The 19,375-nt window shown below is 59.6% G+C and carries 10 protein-coding genes; 3 read left to right on the top strand and 7 right to left on the bottom strand.

What is annotated here, in order from left to right; all coding sequences use genetic code 11:
- Window positions 1-129 precede the first annotated feature (129 nt).
- From F8N49_RS13710 to F8N49_RS13685, 6 genes are all read right to left on the bottom strand, one after another.
- Window positions 130-1,458 carry a sigma-54 dependent transcriptional regulator gene (locus tag F8N49_RS13710; RefSeq protein WP_151551766.1) on the bottom strand — a complete coding sequence of 443 codons (1,329 nt, stop codon included), beginning with the start codon at window positions 1,456-1,458 and terminating at the stop codon, window positions 130-132.
- The gene (locus F8N49_RS13705) at window positions 1,458-3,218 is read right to left on the bottom strand and encodes an ATP-binding protein (RefSeq protein ID WP_151551765.1); all 1,761 of its coding nucleotides are present in this window, start codon (window positions 3,216-3,218) and stop codon (window positions 1,458-1,460) included. The genes F8N49_RS13710 and F8N49_RS13705 overlap by 1 nt, the downstream gene beginning before the upstream one ends.
- A gap of 79 nt (window positions 3,219-3,297) precedes the next feature.
- On the bottom strand, window positions 3,298-6,084 hold the full coding sequence (locus F8N49_RS13700) for an RHS repeat-associated core domain-containing protein (RefSeq protein WP_151551764.1): 2,787 nt from the start codon (window positions 6,082-6,084) through the stop codon (window positions 3,298-3,300).
- Complete coding sequence (locus tag F8N49_RS13695) at window positions 6,081-8,846, bottom strand: RHS repeat domain-containing protein (protein WP_151551763.1); 2,766 nt, start codon at window positions 8,844-8,846, stop codon at window positions 6,081-6,083. The genes F8N49_RS13700 and F8N49_RS13695 overlap by 4 nt, the downstream gene beginning before the upstream one ends.
- Window positions 8,843-13,324 (bottom strand): SpvB/TcaC N-terminal domain-containing protein, encoded by a 4,482-nt coding sequence (locus tag F8N49_RS13690; protein ID WP_151551762.1) that lies wholly within the window; start codon window positions 13,322-13,324, stop codon window positions 8,843-8,845. Before F8N49_RS13690 ends, F8N49_RS13695 begins: the two co-directional genes overlap by 4 nt.
- A 199-nt stretch (window positions 13,325-13,523) precedes the next feature.
- On the bottom strand, window positions 13,524-15,047 hold the full coding sequence (locus F8N49_RS13685) for a fumarate hydratase (RefSeq protein WP_007916251.1): 1,524 nt from the start codon (window positions 15,045-15,047) through the stop codon (window positions 13,524-13,526).
- A gap of 486 nt (window positions 15,048-15,533) precedes the next feature.
- Between F8N49_RS13685 and F8N49_RS13680 the strand changes: the two genes are divergently transcribed.
- From F8N49_RS13680 to F8N49_RS13670, 3 genes are read left to right on the top strand one after another with little or no spacing between them, the layout of a single operon-like run.
- Window positions 15,534-16,640: a diguanylate cyclase gene (locus tag F8N49_RS13680; protein ID WP_071173394.1), complete on the top strand. Its 1,107-nt coding sequence runs from the start codon at window positions 15,534-15,536 to the stop codon at window positions 16,638-16,640.
- A complete protein-coding gene (locus F8N49_RS13675) occupies window positions 16,633-17,568 on the top strand; it encodes an iron-sulfur-binding ferredoxin reductase (RefSeq protein ID WP_151551761.1) in 936 nt (311 codons plus the stop codon). Before F8N49_RS13680 ends, F8N49_RS13675 begins: the two co-directional genes overlap by 8 nt.
- Window positions 17,569-17,596: 28 nt before the next feature.
- The gene (locus F8N49_RS13670) at window positions 17,597-18,346 is read left to right on the top strand and encodes an enoyl-CoA hydratase-related protein (RefSeq protein ID WP_151551760.1); all 750 of its coding nucleotides are present in this window, start codon (window positions 17,597-17,599) and stop codon (window positions 18,344-18,346) included.
- A gap of 95 nt (window positions 18,347-18,441) precedes the next feature.
- On the opposite strand, the gene F8N49_RS13665 is transcribed toward F8N49_RS13670, so the two are convergent.
- The coding region (locus F8N49_RS13665) for a hypothetical protein (RefSeq protein WP_151551759.1) at window positions 18,442-19,375 on the bottom strand (934 nt) is incomplete at its 5' end.

Here is a 19,375-nt window from a genome sequence, read left to right as displayed (position 1 = left end):
ATCGACCTGCAATATCGAGTCGAATACAGATTCGGGAAAGCATGGAGATCGGCTCCCTTCCCCCTCGCCCCCTGGGGGAGAGGGCTGGGGTGAGGGGAATGGATTTCAGCTACACCACAAATCTCTGCCTCACTCCGCCAGAAACATCTCCCGACTCAACCCATGCCGCTGCATCTTTTCATTGAACGTGCGGCGCGGCAGTTGCAGTTCTTCGAGCACGGCTTTGACATCACCCTTGTGCCGGGTCAACGCCGCGCGCAGGCATTGCGCTTCGAACGCTTCCTGCTGCGCCGCCAGCGATTGCCCTGGGTCGATTCCGGCGACCGGTTCATCAAGCCCCAGTACCTGACGCTCGGCAACGTTGGCCAGTTCGCGGACGTTGCCCGGCCAGTCATGGCTGAGCAGGTGACTGAGCTGTGCACCGGTCAACGGCGGAAAGGTCCGGCCCAGACGCTGGGCGGCGTTCTGGGCAAAGGTTTCAAACAGTAATGGAATGTCTTCGCGGCGATCACGCAGCGGCGGCAAGCGCAGTTCTGCGACGTTGAGGCGATACGCCAGGTCCTCACGAAAACGTCCGGCGCGAGCTTCGTCGAGCAGGTCCGGTTTGGTCGCCGCGACGATACGCAAATCGACGCGAATGCTCTGGTTCGAACCCAGCCGCTCGAGTTTCTGTTCCTGCAAGACCCGCAGCAATTTCACCTGCTGGGCCAGCGGCATGCTTTCGATCTCGTCGAGAAACAGCGTGCCGCCATCGGCATATTCCAGCTTGCCTATGCGCTTGCCCGAGGCGCCGGTAAACGCGCCGCTCTCATGGCCGAACAGCTCGGCCTCGAACAGTTGCTCCGGGATCGCCGCGCAATTGAGCGCTACAAAGGGCTTACCGGCGCGCGGGCCGAAATCATGCAGGCAACGCGCGACCAGTTCCTTGCCGCTGCCGGTTTCGCCCCGGATCAGCACGTTGACCGGCAACGTCGCCAGATCCAGCACCTGCCGACGCAATGTCTGCAAGCCGCGGGACACGCCGAGCAGCGTCGCATCGAGCTTTGCGCGTTTGTCGGCCAGTTCGTGCAGGGCGCGGTTTTCCAGGACCAGGCGGCGTTTGTCCAGCGCCCGGCGCAGGCTGCCGAGCAGGGTTTCCGGGCTGAACGGTTTTTCCAGAAAGTCGTAGGCGCCATCGCGCATGGCTTCGACCGCCATCGGCACATCGCCATGGCCGGTAAGCAGAATCACCGGCAGATCGCTGTCGCGCTTTTGCACTTCGGCGAGCAATTGCAAGCCGTCCATGCCGGGCATGCGCACGTCGCTGAGGATCACCCCGGCAAAATGTTCCGGGAGCGCGGCGAGGCATTCTTCGGCACGGCTGAACAATTGCACCTGAAACCCCGACAGGCTCAGCCACTGTTCAACGGCGTCGCGAATGCTGCTTTCGTCGTCGACCACCATCACCGAATTGAGCATCAGATGTGTGCCTCCAGATCGATTGGCAGGGTCAGGCTGAACACCGCGCCGTGGTCGCCATTCTCGACGCTCAGGCGCCCGCCGGATTCATGCACGATGGCGAAGGATACTGCCAGCCCCAGGCCGAGACCATCACCCACCGGTTTGGTGGTAAAGAAGGGATCGAACACCTGGCCCAGGTGTTCCTCGGCAATGCCGCCGCCGTTGTCGCTGACGCTGAGCCGCCACAATTGCTCATCGGCCTCCAGACGGATTTCCAGGCGCTTGCAGGCTTTACCCTGCATCGCATCCAGCGCGTTGCGCAGCAAATTGATCAACACCTGTTCCAGACGAATCGCATCACCGCGTACCCACGCCGGACGGGTCAGATGCAACACAAGGCTGACTTGTTCGTCACGCAGCCGCGCATCGAGCAGTTGCAGCGACTGATCGACCACCGTCGCCAGATCCAGACGTTCGCGCAGACCGCTCGGGCTTTTGCGGGCGAAAGTCTTGAGGTGGCCGGTGAGGGCAGCCATGCGCGTGAGCATATCGTCCACCGGTTTCAGCGCCTTGTAGGCGTCATCGACGCGGCCATGTTCGAGCAGCAGGCGCAGGGTGGCCAGCTGCATGCGCTGGGCGGTCAGCGGTTGATTGATTTCGTGGGCCAGCGCGGCGGACATCTGCCCCAGCGCGGCGAGTTTGGCCGACTGCACCAAACCTTCCTGCGCGGTGCGCAAGTCGCGGGTGCGCTCCTCGACCAGACGCTCGAGTTCTTCGCGATTGCGCTGACGGACCTTGGCCAGCCGCCAGCGCTGATTGAGGAACAACAACAGGAACACCAGCGCCAGCCACACACCGGCGGCGGCCAGCGCGGCGTTGCGCAAATCTTCGAAGGCCACTTGCGGACGGCGCAGCAGATGCAGGGTCCAGCCTTCGGTCGCCAGCGGCAGCGATTCCCACAAATAATCCGCAGTGCCCTGCGGACCTTCGACCCGGCGCAGATCGCTGTTGTCATCGAAGCGCCGTAGCGGCAAATGGGTCAGCGGCAGCAGCGATTGCTTGTCGTACTGACGCGTAGTTTTGATCTCGGCCAGATCATCGGCGCTCAACGGCCGCAAGGCGCGATAACGCCAGCCCGGCTGATTGGCGATAAAGATGATCCCGCGTGCATCGCTGACCAGCAGCGTGTCGCTGCCCTGGCTCCATTCACGTTCCAGTTCGGGAAATTCCAGCTTGACCACCATCGCGCCGAGAAACTCGTCGTGGTCACCGAGTACCGCGCTGGAAAGGAAATAGCCGGGAATACCGCTGGTCACGCCCACTGCGTAGAAACGCCCGGTGCCTTGGGTGCGGGTCTGGCTGAAGTACGGGCGAAAACCATAGTTGTGGCCGACATAACTGCTCGGCAGCCGCCAGTTGCTCGCCGCCACCGCCAGCCCTGTGCGATCCAGCAATTCCAGAGTCGAGGACTGCGCCGCACCGTTGATCTTTTCCAGCTTCACATTCAATGCCGCTTGCTGCGCAGCATCGACCGGTCCGGCCAGGGCCGAACGCAATTGCGGGTCCAGCGCCAGCACGGCGGGCAGGGCGCGATAGCGGTCGATCAGGGTGTGCAAGGAGTTGGCGTACAACCCCAGTTGCTGATTGGCGCGGGCGGCGTCTTCTTCCAGCGCCTGACGCTCGGCGTGGCGCATGGCGAGTGTCGCGGCCACGACTGTGCCGGCAATGATCAGCAGGGAATACAACGACAGACGCAGGGTACGGGAAGTCGGCAGCATGCTGGGTCAAAGGTCGGCAGGACGGGCGGGCACGATAGCATGCCATCACCCCTTGCCTGCTACTTGAGATCCATGGGGGTCATGCCGCCCTGGGTTTCTTCGAATAGGAGATTGCCATGTTCATTGTTTCTTGCAATTGTTCGGTAATTTTCGCCGTTTCCGCTTCAAGGTCGGCAAGATTGATACCCGCCAGCGAATCGATGGAAAGTGCAGCGAAGTGCTCTCTCGTGGTTTGCAGGTTATCGTTGATCTGCTGGACCAATTCTGGAATATACGTGAACAGCCTGTCGTATTTCTCGGCGGATATTTCCGACCTGGCCTCGCTGACTTCTTTGGCGATTTCTACTGCTCCAACCGCTAAGGAGAGCGCTGCACTTGCTTCAGAGGCAACGGTTGGCGTAATAAATTTTAGCCCCACAGAGGTGACGAATTTTCCGGTGCCCACCTGGCCTTTGGTTTTTCGAATGTCGAAATTCTTGACGACTTTGTGGCCCAGATAATTCAGCAGGTTCATGGACTTGTACTCTGCCTGCCGGATGAGTTTGTCGGGATCAAGCGGACTTGTCTTGAGCTTGACCGAGGTGCTCAGCCCACTTTGTTCGGCAATGTAGTCAATAGCGAAGCTGACGGCGGTTTTTGTGGCTACCCCCATGCCGATACCAACCGCATTTCCTGCGCCAGGAGCGGCTGCCCCCAGAGCTTGGGCGCCCAGCCCCACCAGTATTCCCGCGCCATAACTAAGGGTCTGATTTGTCACATGAACGGCTGTCCTGCGGGCGGTCGCTTTCGCAAACTGGGACGTTGAATTCTGGTTGCGAATCTGCTGCTGCACGTTGTCGGAACGCAGTCGAGTGATTGCCAAAATATTCACATGCTTGAGTATCTGATTCGCCAGAGCATTGCGCAGGCGATCAGAAGCCATCCCTTGACCTGTTTTTGCATAACTGGCGTTTTCCCGCGAAAAGTGCCTGCTCCAGGCGGAGTCATAGTCCGCTTTTGTCGGTAGTACTTTGCCTTGGCCGTCGGCGTCTATATAGCCGACAGGGTTGTTGCTTACGAACGCATACAGATTCAACCCATCCACATCCCCCGCCGGATCGGCACTGACCCAGCGCTGCAACCACGGCGCGTAATAACGGGCGCCGTAGTAGTACAAACCGCTGACATCCATTTCCTTGCCGGAGTAACGGATGAAGCGGTATGCGGTTTCCGATTTCGGTGCCATCCAAGCGGTTTCGCCGAACGGGTAGTAGCCTTCTTCGCTGGTGACCGTAGCGTTTTCATCCAGCTCCATTACGCATGAGCCGAGTTGGTCTTCGAGGGTGTAACGCAGTTGAGTGTTGGCGGCAGGTGGATTGCTCACCCAATGCAGGCAGCGCGCGTTACCTACGCTGATGATGTGCAGTTCTTCGCCATTGTCTTTGCTGCGGATTTCCAGGCCGGGCAGGTAGCGCACCTGCTGGAAGTGATTGGCACCTTTGGCGAACGTTTCACGGCGCTTGAGTACCCGTACGCCCTGGCTGTATTGGTAATTCTCGGTGTCGTTGACGCTGTCCTTGCGGATCACCAGATCTATATGTTCCAGCTCGTCGCGACTGTTCCAGCGCAGTTGCGGACCGTGCCGCAGCCTGCGTTGATTGCCATGCAGGTCGAACCATTTGCCAAAGTCCGGTTCGTCATCGCCGGTTTCCCAGCGCACTGCGCGGTTGCTTTGCCCGTCGATGTACATGCGCCTGGTGCGACTGCCGCCGTCGCGCTGATGGCACAGCTCGATCAGGTTACCCCCGTCATCGTAGGTGTAAGTCTGGGTGTAATTAAGGCGGTTTTTCTCATCGGGCGGTTGCGGCAGGCCGGGGATATCAGGAGGCAGGGCGTCGTCGTAACCGGTCGCGCGGATCAACCGGTACAAGGAGTCGTAGCTGAATTCGCGTTGGCCATCGACCCGTTGGTTGGCGAACCAGGTCGGCTCGAAGGCGTGGTCTTCGATGCGAATGATGTTGCCGACGCGGTCGTAGAAATAGGCGAGATCCTGCAACCTGGCCTGGCCGGTTTTATGGCTGATCCGTGTTTGCAGGCGGCCATCGGTCGCGGTGTACGTCCATTGGCTGAGTACCCCGTTACCGGCCAGTTGCGAGATGATCTGATCATCGGCGTTGTACTGCGCATCCCGCAGAACCTGTGTGATCTGCTCCCCGACTTGCAGCTCCACCTGTTTGAGCTGGCCGGCAAGACCGTAGCTTGACGCTCTGCGATAACCACCGGCATCGGACTGCTGCAGCACAGCGCCCATTGGGCTGAAGACCTGATGGCTGGTGAACGCCTCGCCATCGTCAAAGGTTCGGTTTTGCGCGAGCGCCTGTCCGGTGAGAGCGTAACTGGTGATATCCAGTGAGCCTGAAGAGTCAGTCTGTTGGATCATTTGGCCGCGCAGGTTGTGGCCGGCATCGGCAGAGCTCTCACCATAACTGTAACTGTCGATCCGAGCGTCACCGTCTTCCTTGAGCGTTGTCACGCGCAGCTGCGTATCGAAGGTCGACGCCCAGTGGTGACCGCGCTCGTCCCAACGCTGCCGCGCCTCGCCGGCCAACCCCGGCAGCACCAGACGCCAGCCGGAGTCCACGCTGTCGGTGTACACCGCAGCGTCGTTCAGCGAATACACGGTGACGGTATTCGCATGAGTCTCACGCAGACGCGGATCACTTTGCGCGACCAGACGCCCGAGCACGTCGTAGTGCTGGCAGGACACCAGAACGCTTGGCGTAGCACCGGCTACCGAACGCAAGTAAGCGACCTGTCGGACTGGCAGGCCACGTGCGTCGGTGACCGTCAACGCAGGAGTGCGCGAATGAACGGTATCGAATTTCATTGGTGTGGATTTGTATGTCGGGTGAATGGCCTGACAAAGTTCTGAAATGCCGCTTTGAACCTGGATTTCGGTTGAGCTTGTTTGCGCAAAAAACGGTTGTCTGTGAGTGCGTCTTCCTTGTACCAACTCATCATGGTCTGGCTGGTTTCGATAAATCCCAAAACCTTACTGGTTTCCTCTCGAAGGGCTTCGAGTCGGATAGGCCCCGCAGCTGTTGAGTGGCCTGCATTAGGTATCACAAGACCTGCATCGAACGTGTTTCGCCCCAGGCGCCTGTACGCTTTTTCGGCGATGGCCATTCGGGAAGTGAGGGCTTCTTTCCAGTCCGCAAGCATGGTTTCGATTTTCTGAATCTTGACCGGATCCAATCCGTTTTTGATGTCCTCGGCTTCTTGCACACGTTGTCCCAGATTGAGCGTTGCGCCGACGCCTCCAATAACTGATCCGACGACGTAGTTCATGAATATCAGGCTTGCATTGGCCGGGCTGGTATCCAGTCGACCCTGTGTGAGACCGATCTTTTCATCAATGGCTGCGACGCTCATTGCGGACGTTTGTGGAATCAAGGGCTTGATCAGATTTGCAGGGGACAGGAGGCGATCAGCAAGCTCCCCCGTGATGGTGCCGGCGATGTTCCCGCCAACCAATCCTTCCAGAAATGGTGGTTTACTCTGTTCAGTAAAATTGACCATGTGCGGATTGTCGGGAAGCAATGAGCCTATTTTCGGACCGAGGTGAAGGCCGCCGAGGAAACCGGCAGCGGCATTGATGCCTTCTCCCGCGAAATTCGCCAGCAATTCGACACCGTATTGTCCGTGTGAGATGTTCTGAATCTGTTCTTGAGCAGTAACAGAGTAATCACTAAGAACGGTCAGAAAGTTCGCGAAGTTGACAATCTCATGTCCTTCTCGGCTGTTCCCCTGCACATCCACGAAAGAGAGCGGGTTGTTTCCTACAAACGCATACAGATTCAACCCATCCACATCCCCCGCCGGATCGGCACTGACCCAGCGCTGCAACCACGGTGCGTAATAGCGGGCGCCGTAGTAGTACAAACCGCTGACATCCATTTCCTTGCCGGAATATCGGATGAAGCGGTATTCGATTTCCGATTCCGGCGCCATCCACGCGGTTTCGCCGAACGGGTAATAGCCTTCTGCGCTGGTGACCACAGCGTTTTCATTGAGCTCCATTACGCAAGAGCCGAGGTGGTCTTCTAGGGTGTAACGTATCTGGTCGTCCATCGGCACTGAACGTTGCGCCCAATGCAGGCAGCGCGCGTTACCGAGGCTGATGATGTGCAGCTCCTCGCCATTGTCCTTGCTGCGAATTTCCAGCCCCGGCAGGTAGCGCACCTGGTGGAAGTGGCGGACCTTGTCGGTAAACCATTCATGACATTTGAGGACCCGCTGGCCGGCGCTGTACTGGTAATACTCGGCGTCGTTATCGCCGTCCTGACGGATAACCAGATCCACGCGCTCCAGCTCATCACGCCTGCTCCATTGCAATGACGGACCGTGGCGCAGCTTGCGTTGATTGCCATGGGGGTCGAACCACATGTCGAAGTCCGGCGGCTCGTCGCCCGTTTCCCAACGCACCCCGCGATTGCTTTGATCGTCGATGTACATGCGCCGGGTGCGGCCGGCGCCGTCGCGCTGATGACGCAATTCGGTCAGATTGCCGCCATCGTCGTAGCTATACGTCTGGGAGTAATTGAGGCGGTTTTTCTCGTCGGGCGGTCGCGGCAGGCCGGGAATGTCCGGGGGCAGGGCGTCGTCATGACCGGTCGCGCGGATCAGGCGGTACAGGGAGTCGTAGCTGAATTCGCGGTGGCCGTCGACCCGTTGATTGGCGAACCAGACGGGCTCGAAGGCGTGGTCTTCGATGCGGATGATATTGCCGACGCGGTCGTAGAAATATTGCAGATCCTGCAATCTGGGGTGAGCAGTTTTCTGACTGGTGCGCGTATGCAGGCGTCCGTCGGCCGGGTCATACGTCCACTGACTCAGGACGCCGTTACCGGCCAGTTGCGAGGTGAGCTGATTGTTGGCGTTGTACTGGGCATCCAGCAAGACCTGCGTGACTTTCGTCTCGATTTGCAGTTCCATTTGCCTGAGTTGCCCGGCGAGACCGTAGCGCGATGCTCTGCGATGGCCGCCGGCATCGGTCTGTTCAAGTACGGCGCCAAGCGGACTGAACACCTGATGGCTGGTGAACGCTTCGTTATCGTGAAAAGTGCGCTTTTCCACCAGTGCCTGTCCGGTGAGGGCATAGCTGGTGATGTCCAGCGAACCTGACGGATCTGTCTGCCGGATCAACCGGCCGCGCAGGTTGGAGTCTGCTTCGGCAGAGCCTGGGGCGTACGTGAAGGTATCGAGCTGATTTTCGCCGTTTCCCGAAACTTCGAGCTGCACCACGCGCAATTGCTCGTCAAAGGTCGACTGCCAGACGTGCCCGCGCTCATCCCAACGGTGTCCGGGCTCCCCGGCCCTGCCCGGCAGCAGCAGGCGCCAGCCGCTATCCTGGCTGTCGGTAAACACGGCGATATCGTTCAGCGCAAACACGCTGGTTGTGTTTGCTGTCGGCAGGCGCGGATCCTGTTGCGCGACCAGGCGCCCGGCGACATCGTGGCGCTGGCGGGTCACGAGTGCGCTAGGCGTGTCACCCGCCACGGTACGCAAATAAGCGACCTGACGGACTGGCAGGCCACGTCCGTCGCTGGCTGTCAGCGAAGGCGTGCGCCAATGTGTGGAGGCGGTCATGAGCCTGACCCGCGCGTAGACATCACCTCTTCAGCGGTGTCGTTGAAGTCTTCGCTGGCGTGATACCAGGGATGATAAGTCTCGCGGGAAAAGTCGCCCTTGGCGTTGATCAGCTTGATCGGACGCCCCGTTGCGTCATAGAACAGTTGATCGAACAACCCGAGTTGGCGCAGCGATTGATCATTGACGTAGCGGTGGGTGTTGGCGAAAAACGGCCGGTATTGGCGCTGCGGCAGACCTTTGTTGTTGTATTCGACGCGTTCACTGATGCGCCAGCGTGACTGCGTCGGTTGCTCACCTTCTTCGATGAGCAACTCACCATCCTCACCCACCACATAAGCCAACCCCGGATCGACCTTCTGCTGGGTTTGCAGGACCCGACCGAAGCCGTCGACGCAGGTTTTGACGATCTGGATCTGCGCCTTTATGGCGTCGTAGGGATAGCGGTCGGCGCTGAGCACTACGGTGTGAACCGGTTCTCGGTAAGCCAGTTCGATGGCCATGAACAATTGCTGGTCTTCAGTCGTCAGACCGGGATTTTGCGCAAGCCGGCGACGTGCGCTGGCGCGGATCTGCCCGCCGGGCAACAGGTCACCTTGCTTGATCGCGCGGCTTTTAAGTGTGGAGGCGGGTATCAGGCCCATCCAGCTGAAAAGGTTTTTGTGCAGAGTGCTCGCTGCGTGTCCTACGGTATCTTCCGGAAACTGAATGGCGTATTCCGGACTGGGATCCGGCAAGGTCCAGTCATCGGTCAGCTTGTCGAATCCGGCAGGTTTGCCGTTCTCGGTGCCGTGAAAGCTGATGATCAGTGGCTGACCGGAAGGCTCGTAGATGACTTCTTCAGTGTTGTCATTGGCGTCGGTGATTCGCTTGGGTTTCAGGGCGTGATAGTCGAACTCCGCGACCTGGACGGCACAACCGTCGGGCAACTCCATGCGCATCACTGTCAGATAGTGTTGATCGTATTCGGCTTTGGTCACGCCATGGCTTGGCGTTTCATTGAAATCGAGCACGTTGTAGAACGCTTGCAAGTCGCCGTACCGGGCCAGATTGAACCGCGACGACCAAAGGTTTGGTTCCTCGCTGGGCGATGCTTCGAACAGCAGCTGCATGGGTGAGTAACCAATTGCCGCGAGGGCCTCGCGGATATTCAGGTCCGGCACAATGCTGTAAGCGTCCAGCGCGGTTTTATCCAGCAGGGCAAGCTCCAGAGAGTGCGACAGCGCTTCGAATCCGGCGACGCCGTCATCCAGTTCAATACCCTCTACGTCCACATAACGCTGTATGGATTGCGAAGTTAGTACCCTTTCCATGGCCCATTCTTGCGTATCCTGCAGCTCTCTCAGTGATTCGAAAGACACCCGTGCCGGGTTCAACTCGCCGGGGAGCGTACCTTTGGCCAATTTCAGCGCATCGCCCCGTTCCAGATACGGCAAGCCCAATCGCCATTGCTGTGGCTCTGGCAGATTGATCAGACGTGCACGGGTTTCACTGATGTAAAAGTATTGCTGCGCCTCGTCGTGAGCGTCGGACCACCATTGATTCAGATGGTCTTCGGTGAAGGGGGGCGGGCTCTGGGCGGTCAACCTGCGTGCATAGCTCACCGTAAGTGCGTGGGCCGCGGCGCCATAAGCGTTCCAGCGCAGGGTGACATCGTGGCGGCACAGCGGGTCGTTGATAAAGCCGTCGTACTGATAACTGATGGCTTCGACCTGAAGGGGCAGCAGAACGGCTGCGGCATATAGCCCCTGCGGCCGCACCTCGCGGACCAGATAGCGCTTCTCTTCTACCGAGTACAGCGCGGCTGCACCGGGCGCCTGCGCATCGGCGCGGTAGGGAAAAATTTCTGTTCGAGCGACCGAGCCAACCAGTGCCTGCGCAATCCGATAGCGACTGTCGGACTCCTCCGGAGTGACGGGCTCATCGATTTCACCTTTGGGGTGGTAACGACTGAACAGGGTTTCGCCCAACGGGCAGGCGTCCACATCCGCGCTGAAATAATCGTCGCGGGAGCGATTGATTTCCTGACCGTTGTGAAACCAGGTGCATGTTTGCACCGGCTCGCTGAAGCCAGGCTCTGAAGGATCGGTTCCAACCTCGCAGTCAAGTTGCTGCAAGTAGCCGAACCCGCGAAATTCCCTCTCCCTGCCGTCGTAGAACCCTTCGCGCCAAGTGAACGACTGGGTCAACCGGTTGCCGGTGATCTCGTCGTGCTGCTCCTGTTTTTTCACCACGGCCAGCGGAAATGGCAGGTGACATACCGGTGCACGCTCAAGCGCCAGCAGCCGCTCCTTTTCATCCAGCCATTCCTGAGCCGAGCTGCGATAAGTCACGCTGCTGGAACAGCCCATGTTGTTGTTACTGTTGACCAGCAGGTAGGGCTTGGCTGCAACAAAATCGTAGCGCCAATGCCGCGGCTGGATATGCGGCACCGTCAGAATCAGGCTGGCGCAACCGAGGCCTTGCAGGTCGGCGAAACTGACCTGGCACAAACGGTCATAGCGCACGTCTTCAGGCCACGGCACGCTGACGGGAATCTGCTCCAGGCCGTTGCCGCCCCGGTTCAGGTAAATGTCGAACCCTTCGGAGTTGAGATAGATCAGCGCGGGCGCGCCGGAGCCATCGAGATCGGCCAGACGTACTCGCGAGGCGTCGAATTCTTCATGGGTGAAGGGCAGGGCGCTGATCTTGCGACCTTTTCCGAATTTGCCATGACCAAGATTCGGCCAGCAGCGGACCTCGTCATGGCGGATGCGGCACAGCTCGGGCATGTCGCTGCCGAGCAGGTTGCCCAGAAGCACCAGTTCGGTTCGCGAGTTGGCGAACACCGGCAGACGGTCGTCTGCGTATTCATGGGGGATTTCCTGTGCGGCGGCGAAGCCTTTTTCGCGCAGGCTGGCATAGAGGCGCACGCGGTCGGGGCTGATGCTGGCCGCTGACATCAGCCCGTCGCCGCTGAAATCCCCCATGGTCAAAGTCAGATCCTGGTGTTCCCGGGGAAACGTGTCGAACGCGCTGAACAATTCGAATTGCCGCTGCGCATTCAGCGCATGAAACCCGCAGTAACCCAACCGGGCGATGATCAGGTCCAGGCGGCCGTCGCCGGTCAGATCAAGCAGTTGCGCCACGGCGCGGTTGCGATCTGCCACCGGGATCCTGTCCAGCAAAACCCATGGGCCGTAACCGATCAGTTCGGTACCAAGCGCCGCGCGCAGCGGTTCACGGTAATACCAGGCGTTGTTATAGCGGCAGAGAAAGCCCGGCACGCCCTCGCCATACAGATCGACGCATTGATAGAACCCGCCGTCTTCGATGCCCGGTTGAGTCTCGTTTTCCAACAGGCGTGCGGGTGTCTGATTGATCTCGAAGGGCGAGTATTCGAACTCTAGCGGCGGTGAATGCTCGACATTGCCTTGCGCATCGAAGGCCTGATAGTGCGCCGCGCTGATCTGGCTGTAGGCCCACTGCGCAGGGTTCTGGATCGGTCGATATTCCAGCAGCAGGCGACGTGCAAGTTTTGCCTCTGTCGCCAGGCCCCCGGGGAAGTGATGAAACATCAACACTTGCTGGCAGAGCCTGCGGGTGCTCAGCTCAAAACCCTGGCCATAGGTGGAAAACGGATCCGGTCGCAGCCGCCAGCGGTTCACTTCTTCGTAGCTCGGGGTCTCCGTCAGCGAACTGCTGCGTTCGCCGTAATCGAACACCAGTTGAAAATGCCATGGCAGATCCGTCGGCCGGTCAGTGTCCCAGCTGTAAAGGCGATCGCTCGCCGTGGCATTGCCGTAACACACCCGGCGCAGATAGCGCTGGGCGCGGTAGTCGTGAATCGGGTCTGGCTCGTCAGGCTGATCGTCGGCCTTGTACTCGTAGCAGATGTGTTCGCCATGGGCGTTCATGCTTTCACACAGCAGCCAGCTACTGATGCGCGATTCGTCGTCGGGGTCGGCACGGCGTGAGGCGCTGGTTTTGCCGTAGACATGCAACGTACCGTCGGCGCCGTGGATCAGCCAGAAAGGGGCTCCACCGTCAGCCGGATGCCAGCATTCGCGCAGGGAAAAATCACTTTCGATCCGCGCCCGGTAGATCACGACGTTGTGCTCAGGAATGGGGCGGTCTCTGTAGCTGTGTTCCGTGCGCGACTTCAGGTTTCCGGCATCATCGAGCTCCGGCATCCATACCTCGCCGTCATGCCCGATGATTTCATCGTGCTCGGTATAACGTGGAACACCTTTATTGGTGCGGCGGCTGATCTGGCTCAGGCCCAGGTTGCAACCGAGGCCAAACGGGCTGTTACCGCTCTGGCTGTTGATTGACAGGGATATTTGCGGATCGTAACCACGACCGCTCGATAGCGGAATCGGCAATTCGCATCCAGCCGAGGCGGTGGGACCGACGGCGCTCCAGCTCTTGCCGATGGTGGCGATCGATGAGCTCTTGGCGATGGAGGGAGCTGTGATGCTGAGGTCTTGATCGGCCATGGTCGAGTCCATTCGCGCTACATAGGGCGTATGGATAGACGCTAACAGGAGTGGGCCGCTAATGGACCTGTCAGATCTGACAGGTGCGCAAGATCGTTTTCTGTGCTTGGGCGATTCTTTTATCGCAATTGGTTTGAACACACAAAAACGGCCGGGGCATCTTCGCGGATGCGCCGGCCGTCTTCATGACGCCAGAGGCTTACTGCACTTCTACCGCCAGGCTTTCGCTGATCTTCTGTTGCCAGATCGCCGGGCCAGTGATGTGTACCGACTCACCTTTGCTGTCCACCGCTACGGTGACCGGCATGTCCTTGACCTCGAACTCGTAGATCGCTTCCATGCCCAGCTCGGCAAATGCCAGCACCTTGGACTTCTTGATCGCTTGCGCAACCAGGTAAGCGGCGCCGCCGACAGCCATCAGGTACACGGCCTTGTTGTCCTTGATCGCTTCGATCGCAGTCGGGCCGCGCTCGGATTTGCCGATCATGCCCAGCAGGCCGGTCTGCTCGAGGATCTGGCGGGTGAACTTGTCCATCCGCGTTGCGGTGGTCGGGCCGGCCGGGCCAACCACTTCGTCACCGACCGGATCAACCGGGCCGACGTAATAAATGAAGCGACCTTTCAGATCCACCGGCAGGGTTTCGCCCTTGTTGAGCATCTCGACCATGCGCTTGTGCGCGGCGTCGCGACCGGTGAGCATCTTGCCGTTGAGCAGCACGGTTTCGCCCGGCTTCCAGCTCTGCACGTCTTCCGGGGTCAGGGTGTCGAGGTTGACGCGACGGGCCGACGGGCCGGCTTCCCAGACGATTTCCGGGTAGGCGTCCAGCGGTGGCGCTTCCAGCGAGGCTGGACCGGAACCGTCGAGCACGAAGTGCGCGTGACGGGTGGCGGCACAGTTCGGGATCATGCACACCGGCAAGGATGCGGCGTGGGTCGGGTAATCCATGATCTTCACGTCGAGCACAGTGGTCAGGCCACCGAGGCCCTGGGCGCCGATGCCCAACTGGTTGACCTTCTCGAACAGTTCCAGACGCATTTCTTCGATGCGGTTCTGCGGACCACGGGCCTTCAGCTCGTGGATGTCGATGGATTCCATCAACACTTCCTTGGCCATCACTGCCGCCTTCTCGGCGGTGCCGCCGATACCGATACCCAGCATGCCCGGTGGGCACCAGCCGGCGCCCATGGTCGGCACGGTCTTCAATACCCAGTCGACGATCGAGTCGGACGGGTTGAGCATGGCCATTTTCGACTTGTTCTCGGAACCGCCGCCCTTGGCCGCCACGTCCACTTCCACGGTGTTACCCGGGACGATGGAGTAGTGAATCACCGCTGGAGTGTTGTCCTTGGTGTTCTTGCGAGCGCCTGCCGGGTCGGCAAGGATCGATGCCCGCAGGACGTTTTCCGGCAGGTTGTAAGCGCGACGCACGCCTTCGTTGATCATGTCGTCCAGGCCCATGGTGGCGCCATCCCAGCGCACGTCCATGCCGACACGGACGAACACGGTGACGATACCGGTGTCCTGGCAGATCGGGCGATGGCCGGTGGCACACATGCGCGAGTTGATCAGGATCTGCGCCATCGAATCACGGGCCGCTGGCGACTCTTCGCGCAGGTAGGCTTCGTGCATCGCCTGGATGAAATCCACGGGGTGGTAATAGGAAATGAACTGCAGGGCGTCGGCAACGCTCTGAATCAGGTCATCTTGCTTGATCACGGTCATGAGTCGCGCTCCTCTGAAAACGGTGGGGAAGCTACAGGCTTCTAGCTTCGAGCGGCAAGTTAAAGCATTACGCGGACAGCTTGAGCTTGCCGCTTGAGGCTTGCGGCTTATGGCTGTCCCTTTGTGGCGCGACGCTAAAAAGGCGCGGCAGTATACCGCGCCTCGGTGGTGGGGGCACATTGGCTTTTGGTCGGATGACCCTGTGGCGAGGGGATTTATCCCCGCTCGGCTGCGCAGCAGTCGTAAAACCTGTGAGCTCAGTGTGATTGACAGGTTGCAGGGGGCCACTTCGCAGCCCATCGAAGAGAAATCCCCTCACCACAGGGACCTGGTGCGGGCATCAATGCAGCTCATTCAGGTCATGCATTTGACGTCAATTTTCGAGCCCGAAAATCGGTGGTCATTTAGCGACCGGCCCTCTAAAGTGGCATCCGGTCTGTAGAGTAGGACACTCGGTCAGCCTCCTATCGCACGGTGAGTCAACGATTGACCCATAACGCCATTCAACGCCTTTTGCTCAAACGCTTCGCCCTCGCTGCGGCCACCTACGGATTGGCTTTGCTGCTGCTGTGGCTGGCGTTTTTCACCGGGCATTATCAGCAATCCCTGAGTGGAGTAGCCATTGGCAGCGCCCTGGTGGTCATCAGTCAGGCGAGCCTTTTCGCCATGTTCTGGAGCGGGCGCAACCAGCGCTTCGCCGACCCCAGCCTGACCGAAGCGCAAGTGCTGATGGGCCTCGGCTGGCAGACGTGGCTGATCGCACATGTCGACGAGGCACGCGGCGCGTTTCTGGTGTTCTATGTGCTGATCCTGCTGTTCGGCCTGTTCCATCTCACCCGACGGGTGTTCATCCGCTGCGCGCTGCTGGTGTTCTTCAGTTTCTCCGCGATTACCCTGTGGGACGCTTACCACTTCCGCTTGGCCGAGCCTGCGCTCGCGGCGTTGCAAGTGTGCATTCTGGCGATGGTTTTGGCGTGGCTGGTGCTCTACGCGCGGTTTGTGCAGGTTTCGCGGCAACGTCAGCGGCAGCGTCGGTTTGCCTTGCAGGCGCATCAGGACACCCTGCGCGGGATGATGCGCCAGCTTGAAGATCTGGTGGCCACCGACGAACTGACCGGGCTGTTCAATCGCCGGCATTTCCTGCGCATCGCCTCGCGCGAGCTGAACGCGCTGGATAGCGACGTGATGCACGGGCTGGCGCTGATTGATCTGGACCACTTCAAACGCATCAACGATCTGCACGGCCACGCCGCCGGCGATCAGGTGTTGCAGGCGTTTGCCGGTGTGGCGCAAGCCTGTCTGCGCGACGGTGACGTACTGGCGCGCTATGGTGGCGAGGAATTCGTGGTGCTGGTGCCCGACTGCGATGCCGAACGCCTGACCGCGTGTTGCGAGCGTTTGCGCATCGCCTTCAGCGAGGTGGAATTGATGGGCCTGCAAGTGCGCAACCTGAGCCTGTCCGCGGGCATGACCCTGCTGGCGGTTGGCGATGATCTGGATGAGGCATTGCAGCGTGCCGATCAGGCGCTGTACCGGGCCAAGCGTGACGGGCGCAATCGTTGTGCAGCGGCGTGGGAGAACATCGATGCCTGAATTGCGTGTCGGTGACCGGCAGTGGACGGTTGAGCCGGGCAGCAATCTGCTCGACAGTCTCAATCAGAACGGCGTTGCCGTGCCCTACAGCTGTCGCGCCGGCAGTTGCCATGCCTGTCTGGTGCAATGCATCCGAGGTGTGCCCAGCGACAACCGCCCGGATGCCTTGAGTGCCGAGCAACGTCAGGACGGTTGGCGCCTGGCCTGCCAATGCCAAGTGGTGGAAGACTTGCAGGTGCATACCTTCGACCCGATTACTGACGGTCTGCCGGCCTTGGTCGAAGCGCTGGACTGGCTCAGTGACAGCGTTCTGCGCCTGCGCCTGACCCCGCAGCGGCCATTGCGCTACAGCGCCGGTCAGCATCTGGTGCTGTGGATCGGCCACATTGCCCGCCCGTATTCGCTGGCGAGCCTGCCGCAAGAAGACCGATTCCTTGAATTTCACCTCGACTGCCGCCAGCCCGGCGAATTCATCGATGCCGCCCGCAAGCTGCAGATCGGCGACTCGATCCGCCTCGGCGAGCTGCGCGGTGGTGCTTTGCACTATGACCCGGACTGGCATACGCGCCCGCTGTGGCTGCTGGCCGCCGGTACCGGTTTAGGTCCGTTGTTCGGTGTGCTGCGCGAAGCCTTGCGTCAGGATCACCAAGGCGCCATCCGCGTCATTCACCTGGCCCATGACGAACGCGAGCACTATCTGGCCAAACCCCTTGCTGCACTGGCTGCGCAGCGGGAAAACCTCAGTGTTGAGCTGTGGACCGCGGCCGAGTCGACCGCCGCTTTGGCGCAACTGCGCCTTGTTTCCCGGCAGACCCTGGCCTTAGTCTGCGGCTCGACGGCCAGTGTCGACGCCTTCGCCAAGCGTCTGTACCTGGCTGGATTGCCGCGCAATCAACTGCTGGCCGACGTGTTTGTGAGCCGTGGTTGAGCGCTGATTTTCAGACGCGAGACACGCCATGACCGAAGCCATCCTGCTGGAACGCGAACGCGGTTTGCTGACCCTGCGCCTCAACCGCCCGGGCAAGAAAAACGCCCTGACCCGCGCCATGTACAGCCGCCTCGCCGAAGCACTGAAACAGGCCGACGGTGACCCGGCAATCAACGCCGTGCTGATCACTGGCAGCGCCGAGTGCTTCACCGCCGGCAACGACATCGCCGACTTTATCGAGCAACCGCCGAGCGACCTCGACAGCCCGGTGTTCCACTTCATGCTTAACCTGCTCGAATGCCGCAAACCAGTGATCGCCGCCGTCGCCGGTGCAGCGGTAGGCATCGGCACGACGATGTTGCTGCACTGCGATCTGGTCTATGTCAGCCGCGACGCCAGGCTGCGCATGCCGTTCGTCAACCTCGGATTGTGTCCCGAATTCGGTTCCAGCCTGATCCTGCCGCGTTTGCTTGGGCAGGCGAAAGCGGCTGAGTTATTGCTGCTTGGGGAAGGCTTTAACGGCGAACAGGCTGCGCAGTGGGGGATCGCCACCGAAGCGCTGGACAGCGGTGAAGCGGCGTTGAGCAAGGCGCGAGAAGTGGCGCTGCGGTTTGATGAATTGCCGGCCGAAGCGGTGAGCATCAGCAAGCAATTGATGCGAGCGCCGGATCGGGATCTGCTGCGCAAGGTGATCGAGGAGGAGGGCGCGTTGTTTACTCAGCGTTTGCGTTCGCCGGAGGCGGTGGCGGCGCTGATCGGATTTGTCCAACGGCATTGAGAGCGTCGTTGGGCCAATCGCTTTCGATAAGTCACCCCACCTTCTGGATCACCTGACAAAGCGTCCCGCCGTTTATACAGCGGGACTCCCACCTATCAGGCGTGGTAGCGCAACAGTCCGATTTTTCCGTCAGGCAGGCGAGCACAAATCAAAATCTTGCCGTCTTCCTGTAATGTCAAACCAGTTGCTACGTGCAAACCGCTTCCCAACTCAGTGCGAACCCAGCCGTGCGGATAATTGAACGATGGGTCGAATTGCTCATCGATAAACCGCGCGATGACAATATATCCCTCATTGCCATTTCTGACTCCCCCGGCAACTACAGCTTTTCCGTCCGTTTGAATACGTCCGACTAGCCAAGTGGTGAAAGCGCTTTCCTCAAGTTTGGTAAATAGGGGATTGCCGCCATTGAATTCACCGTCCGGCTCACCATTGGCCTTGATGCTGATCAGTACGGCGGGTTCGCGTGTTGTATAACCTACACCCAGAATGTGCTGGTTGGGTTGCAACACCATGCTGCGAATCAGAAGTGAATGCGCATCGCTGGCGATAGTCACGAAACCACCCTCACCAAATGTCCTATCGAGCTTACCCGAGGTGTCGTAACGCACAAACATGGCCGAACTGAGTGGCTCTGAAAGTTCCCCGACATTGCCGCATCCAAGATATTTGCCATCAGCCTGTACCATTAGATTGAGCAGAACGGTGTTACCAAGCAAATATCGGGGATGAATTACCGCGATGTAGCCAATCTGATTGAAATCCGTATCCAGCGTTCCGTTTTCGTTGAGTCGGATAATCAGGCCATGGCTCTGCTGCCAGTCGAAACTGTAATGATGGGACGCAAGTAGTTTGCCGTTGGGCAAAACCTCTACACTGAGCGGTGTGGTGGCGTTCCCCTCGAAGGATTGAGGCTTGACTGTAGAGGGCGCTACGGCCGGTGGCGATAAAATTATATCCAGTACGGTTTGGCCGTTTGTTCCGAAATCCGTATCCGGCTGACCTTGAGCGTCGTAGCGGCAAAAAGCC

Source organism: Pseudomonas sp. GXM4, from assembly GCF_008923895.1.
Taxonomy (GTDB): domain Bacteria; phylum Pseudomonadota; class Gammaproteobacteria; order Pseudomonadales; family Pseudomonadaceae; genus Aquipseudomonas; species Aquipseudomonas atacamensis.
This window is presented reverse-complemented; position numbering and strand designations above follow the sequence as displayed.

Bases quoted from the DNA above. Each gene is read 5' to 3' on its own strand.
- F8N49_RS13710 (WP_151551766.1), bottom strand. From the start codon at position 1,458: ATGCTCAATTCGGTGATGGTGGTCGACGACGAAAGCAGCATTCGCGAC.
- F8N49_RS13705 (WP_151551765.1), bottom strand. From the start codon at position 3,218: ATGCTGCCGACTTCCCGTACCCTGCGTCTGTCGTTGTATTCCCTGCTG.
- F8N49_RS13700 (WP_151551764.1), bottom strand. From the start codon at position 6,084: ATGAAATTCGATACCGTTCATTCGCGCACTCCTGCGTTGACGGTCACC.
- F8N49_RS13695 (WP_151551763.1), bottom strand. From the start codon at position 8,846: ATGACCGCCTCCACACATTGGCGCACGCCTTCGCTGACAGCCAGCGAC.
- F8N49_RS13690 (WP_151551762.1), bottom strand. From the start codon at position 13,324: ATGGCCGATCAAGACCTCAGCATCACAGCTCCCTCCATCGCCAAGAGC.
- F8N49_RS13685 (WP_007916251.1), bottom strand. From the start codon at position 15,047: ATGACCGTGATCAAGCAAGATGACCTGATTCAGAGCGTTGCCGACGCC.
- F8N49_RS13675 (WP_151551761.1), top strand. From the start codon at position 16,633: ATGCCTGAATTGCGTGTCGGTGACCGGCAGTGGACGGTTGAGCCGGGC.
- F8N49_RS13670 (WP_151551760.1), top strand. From the start codon at position 17,597: ATGACCGAAGCCATCCTGCTGGAACGCGAACGCGGTTTGCTGACCCTG.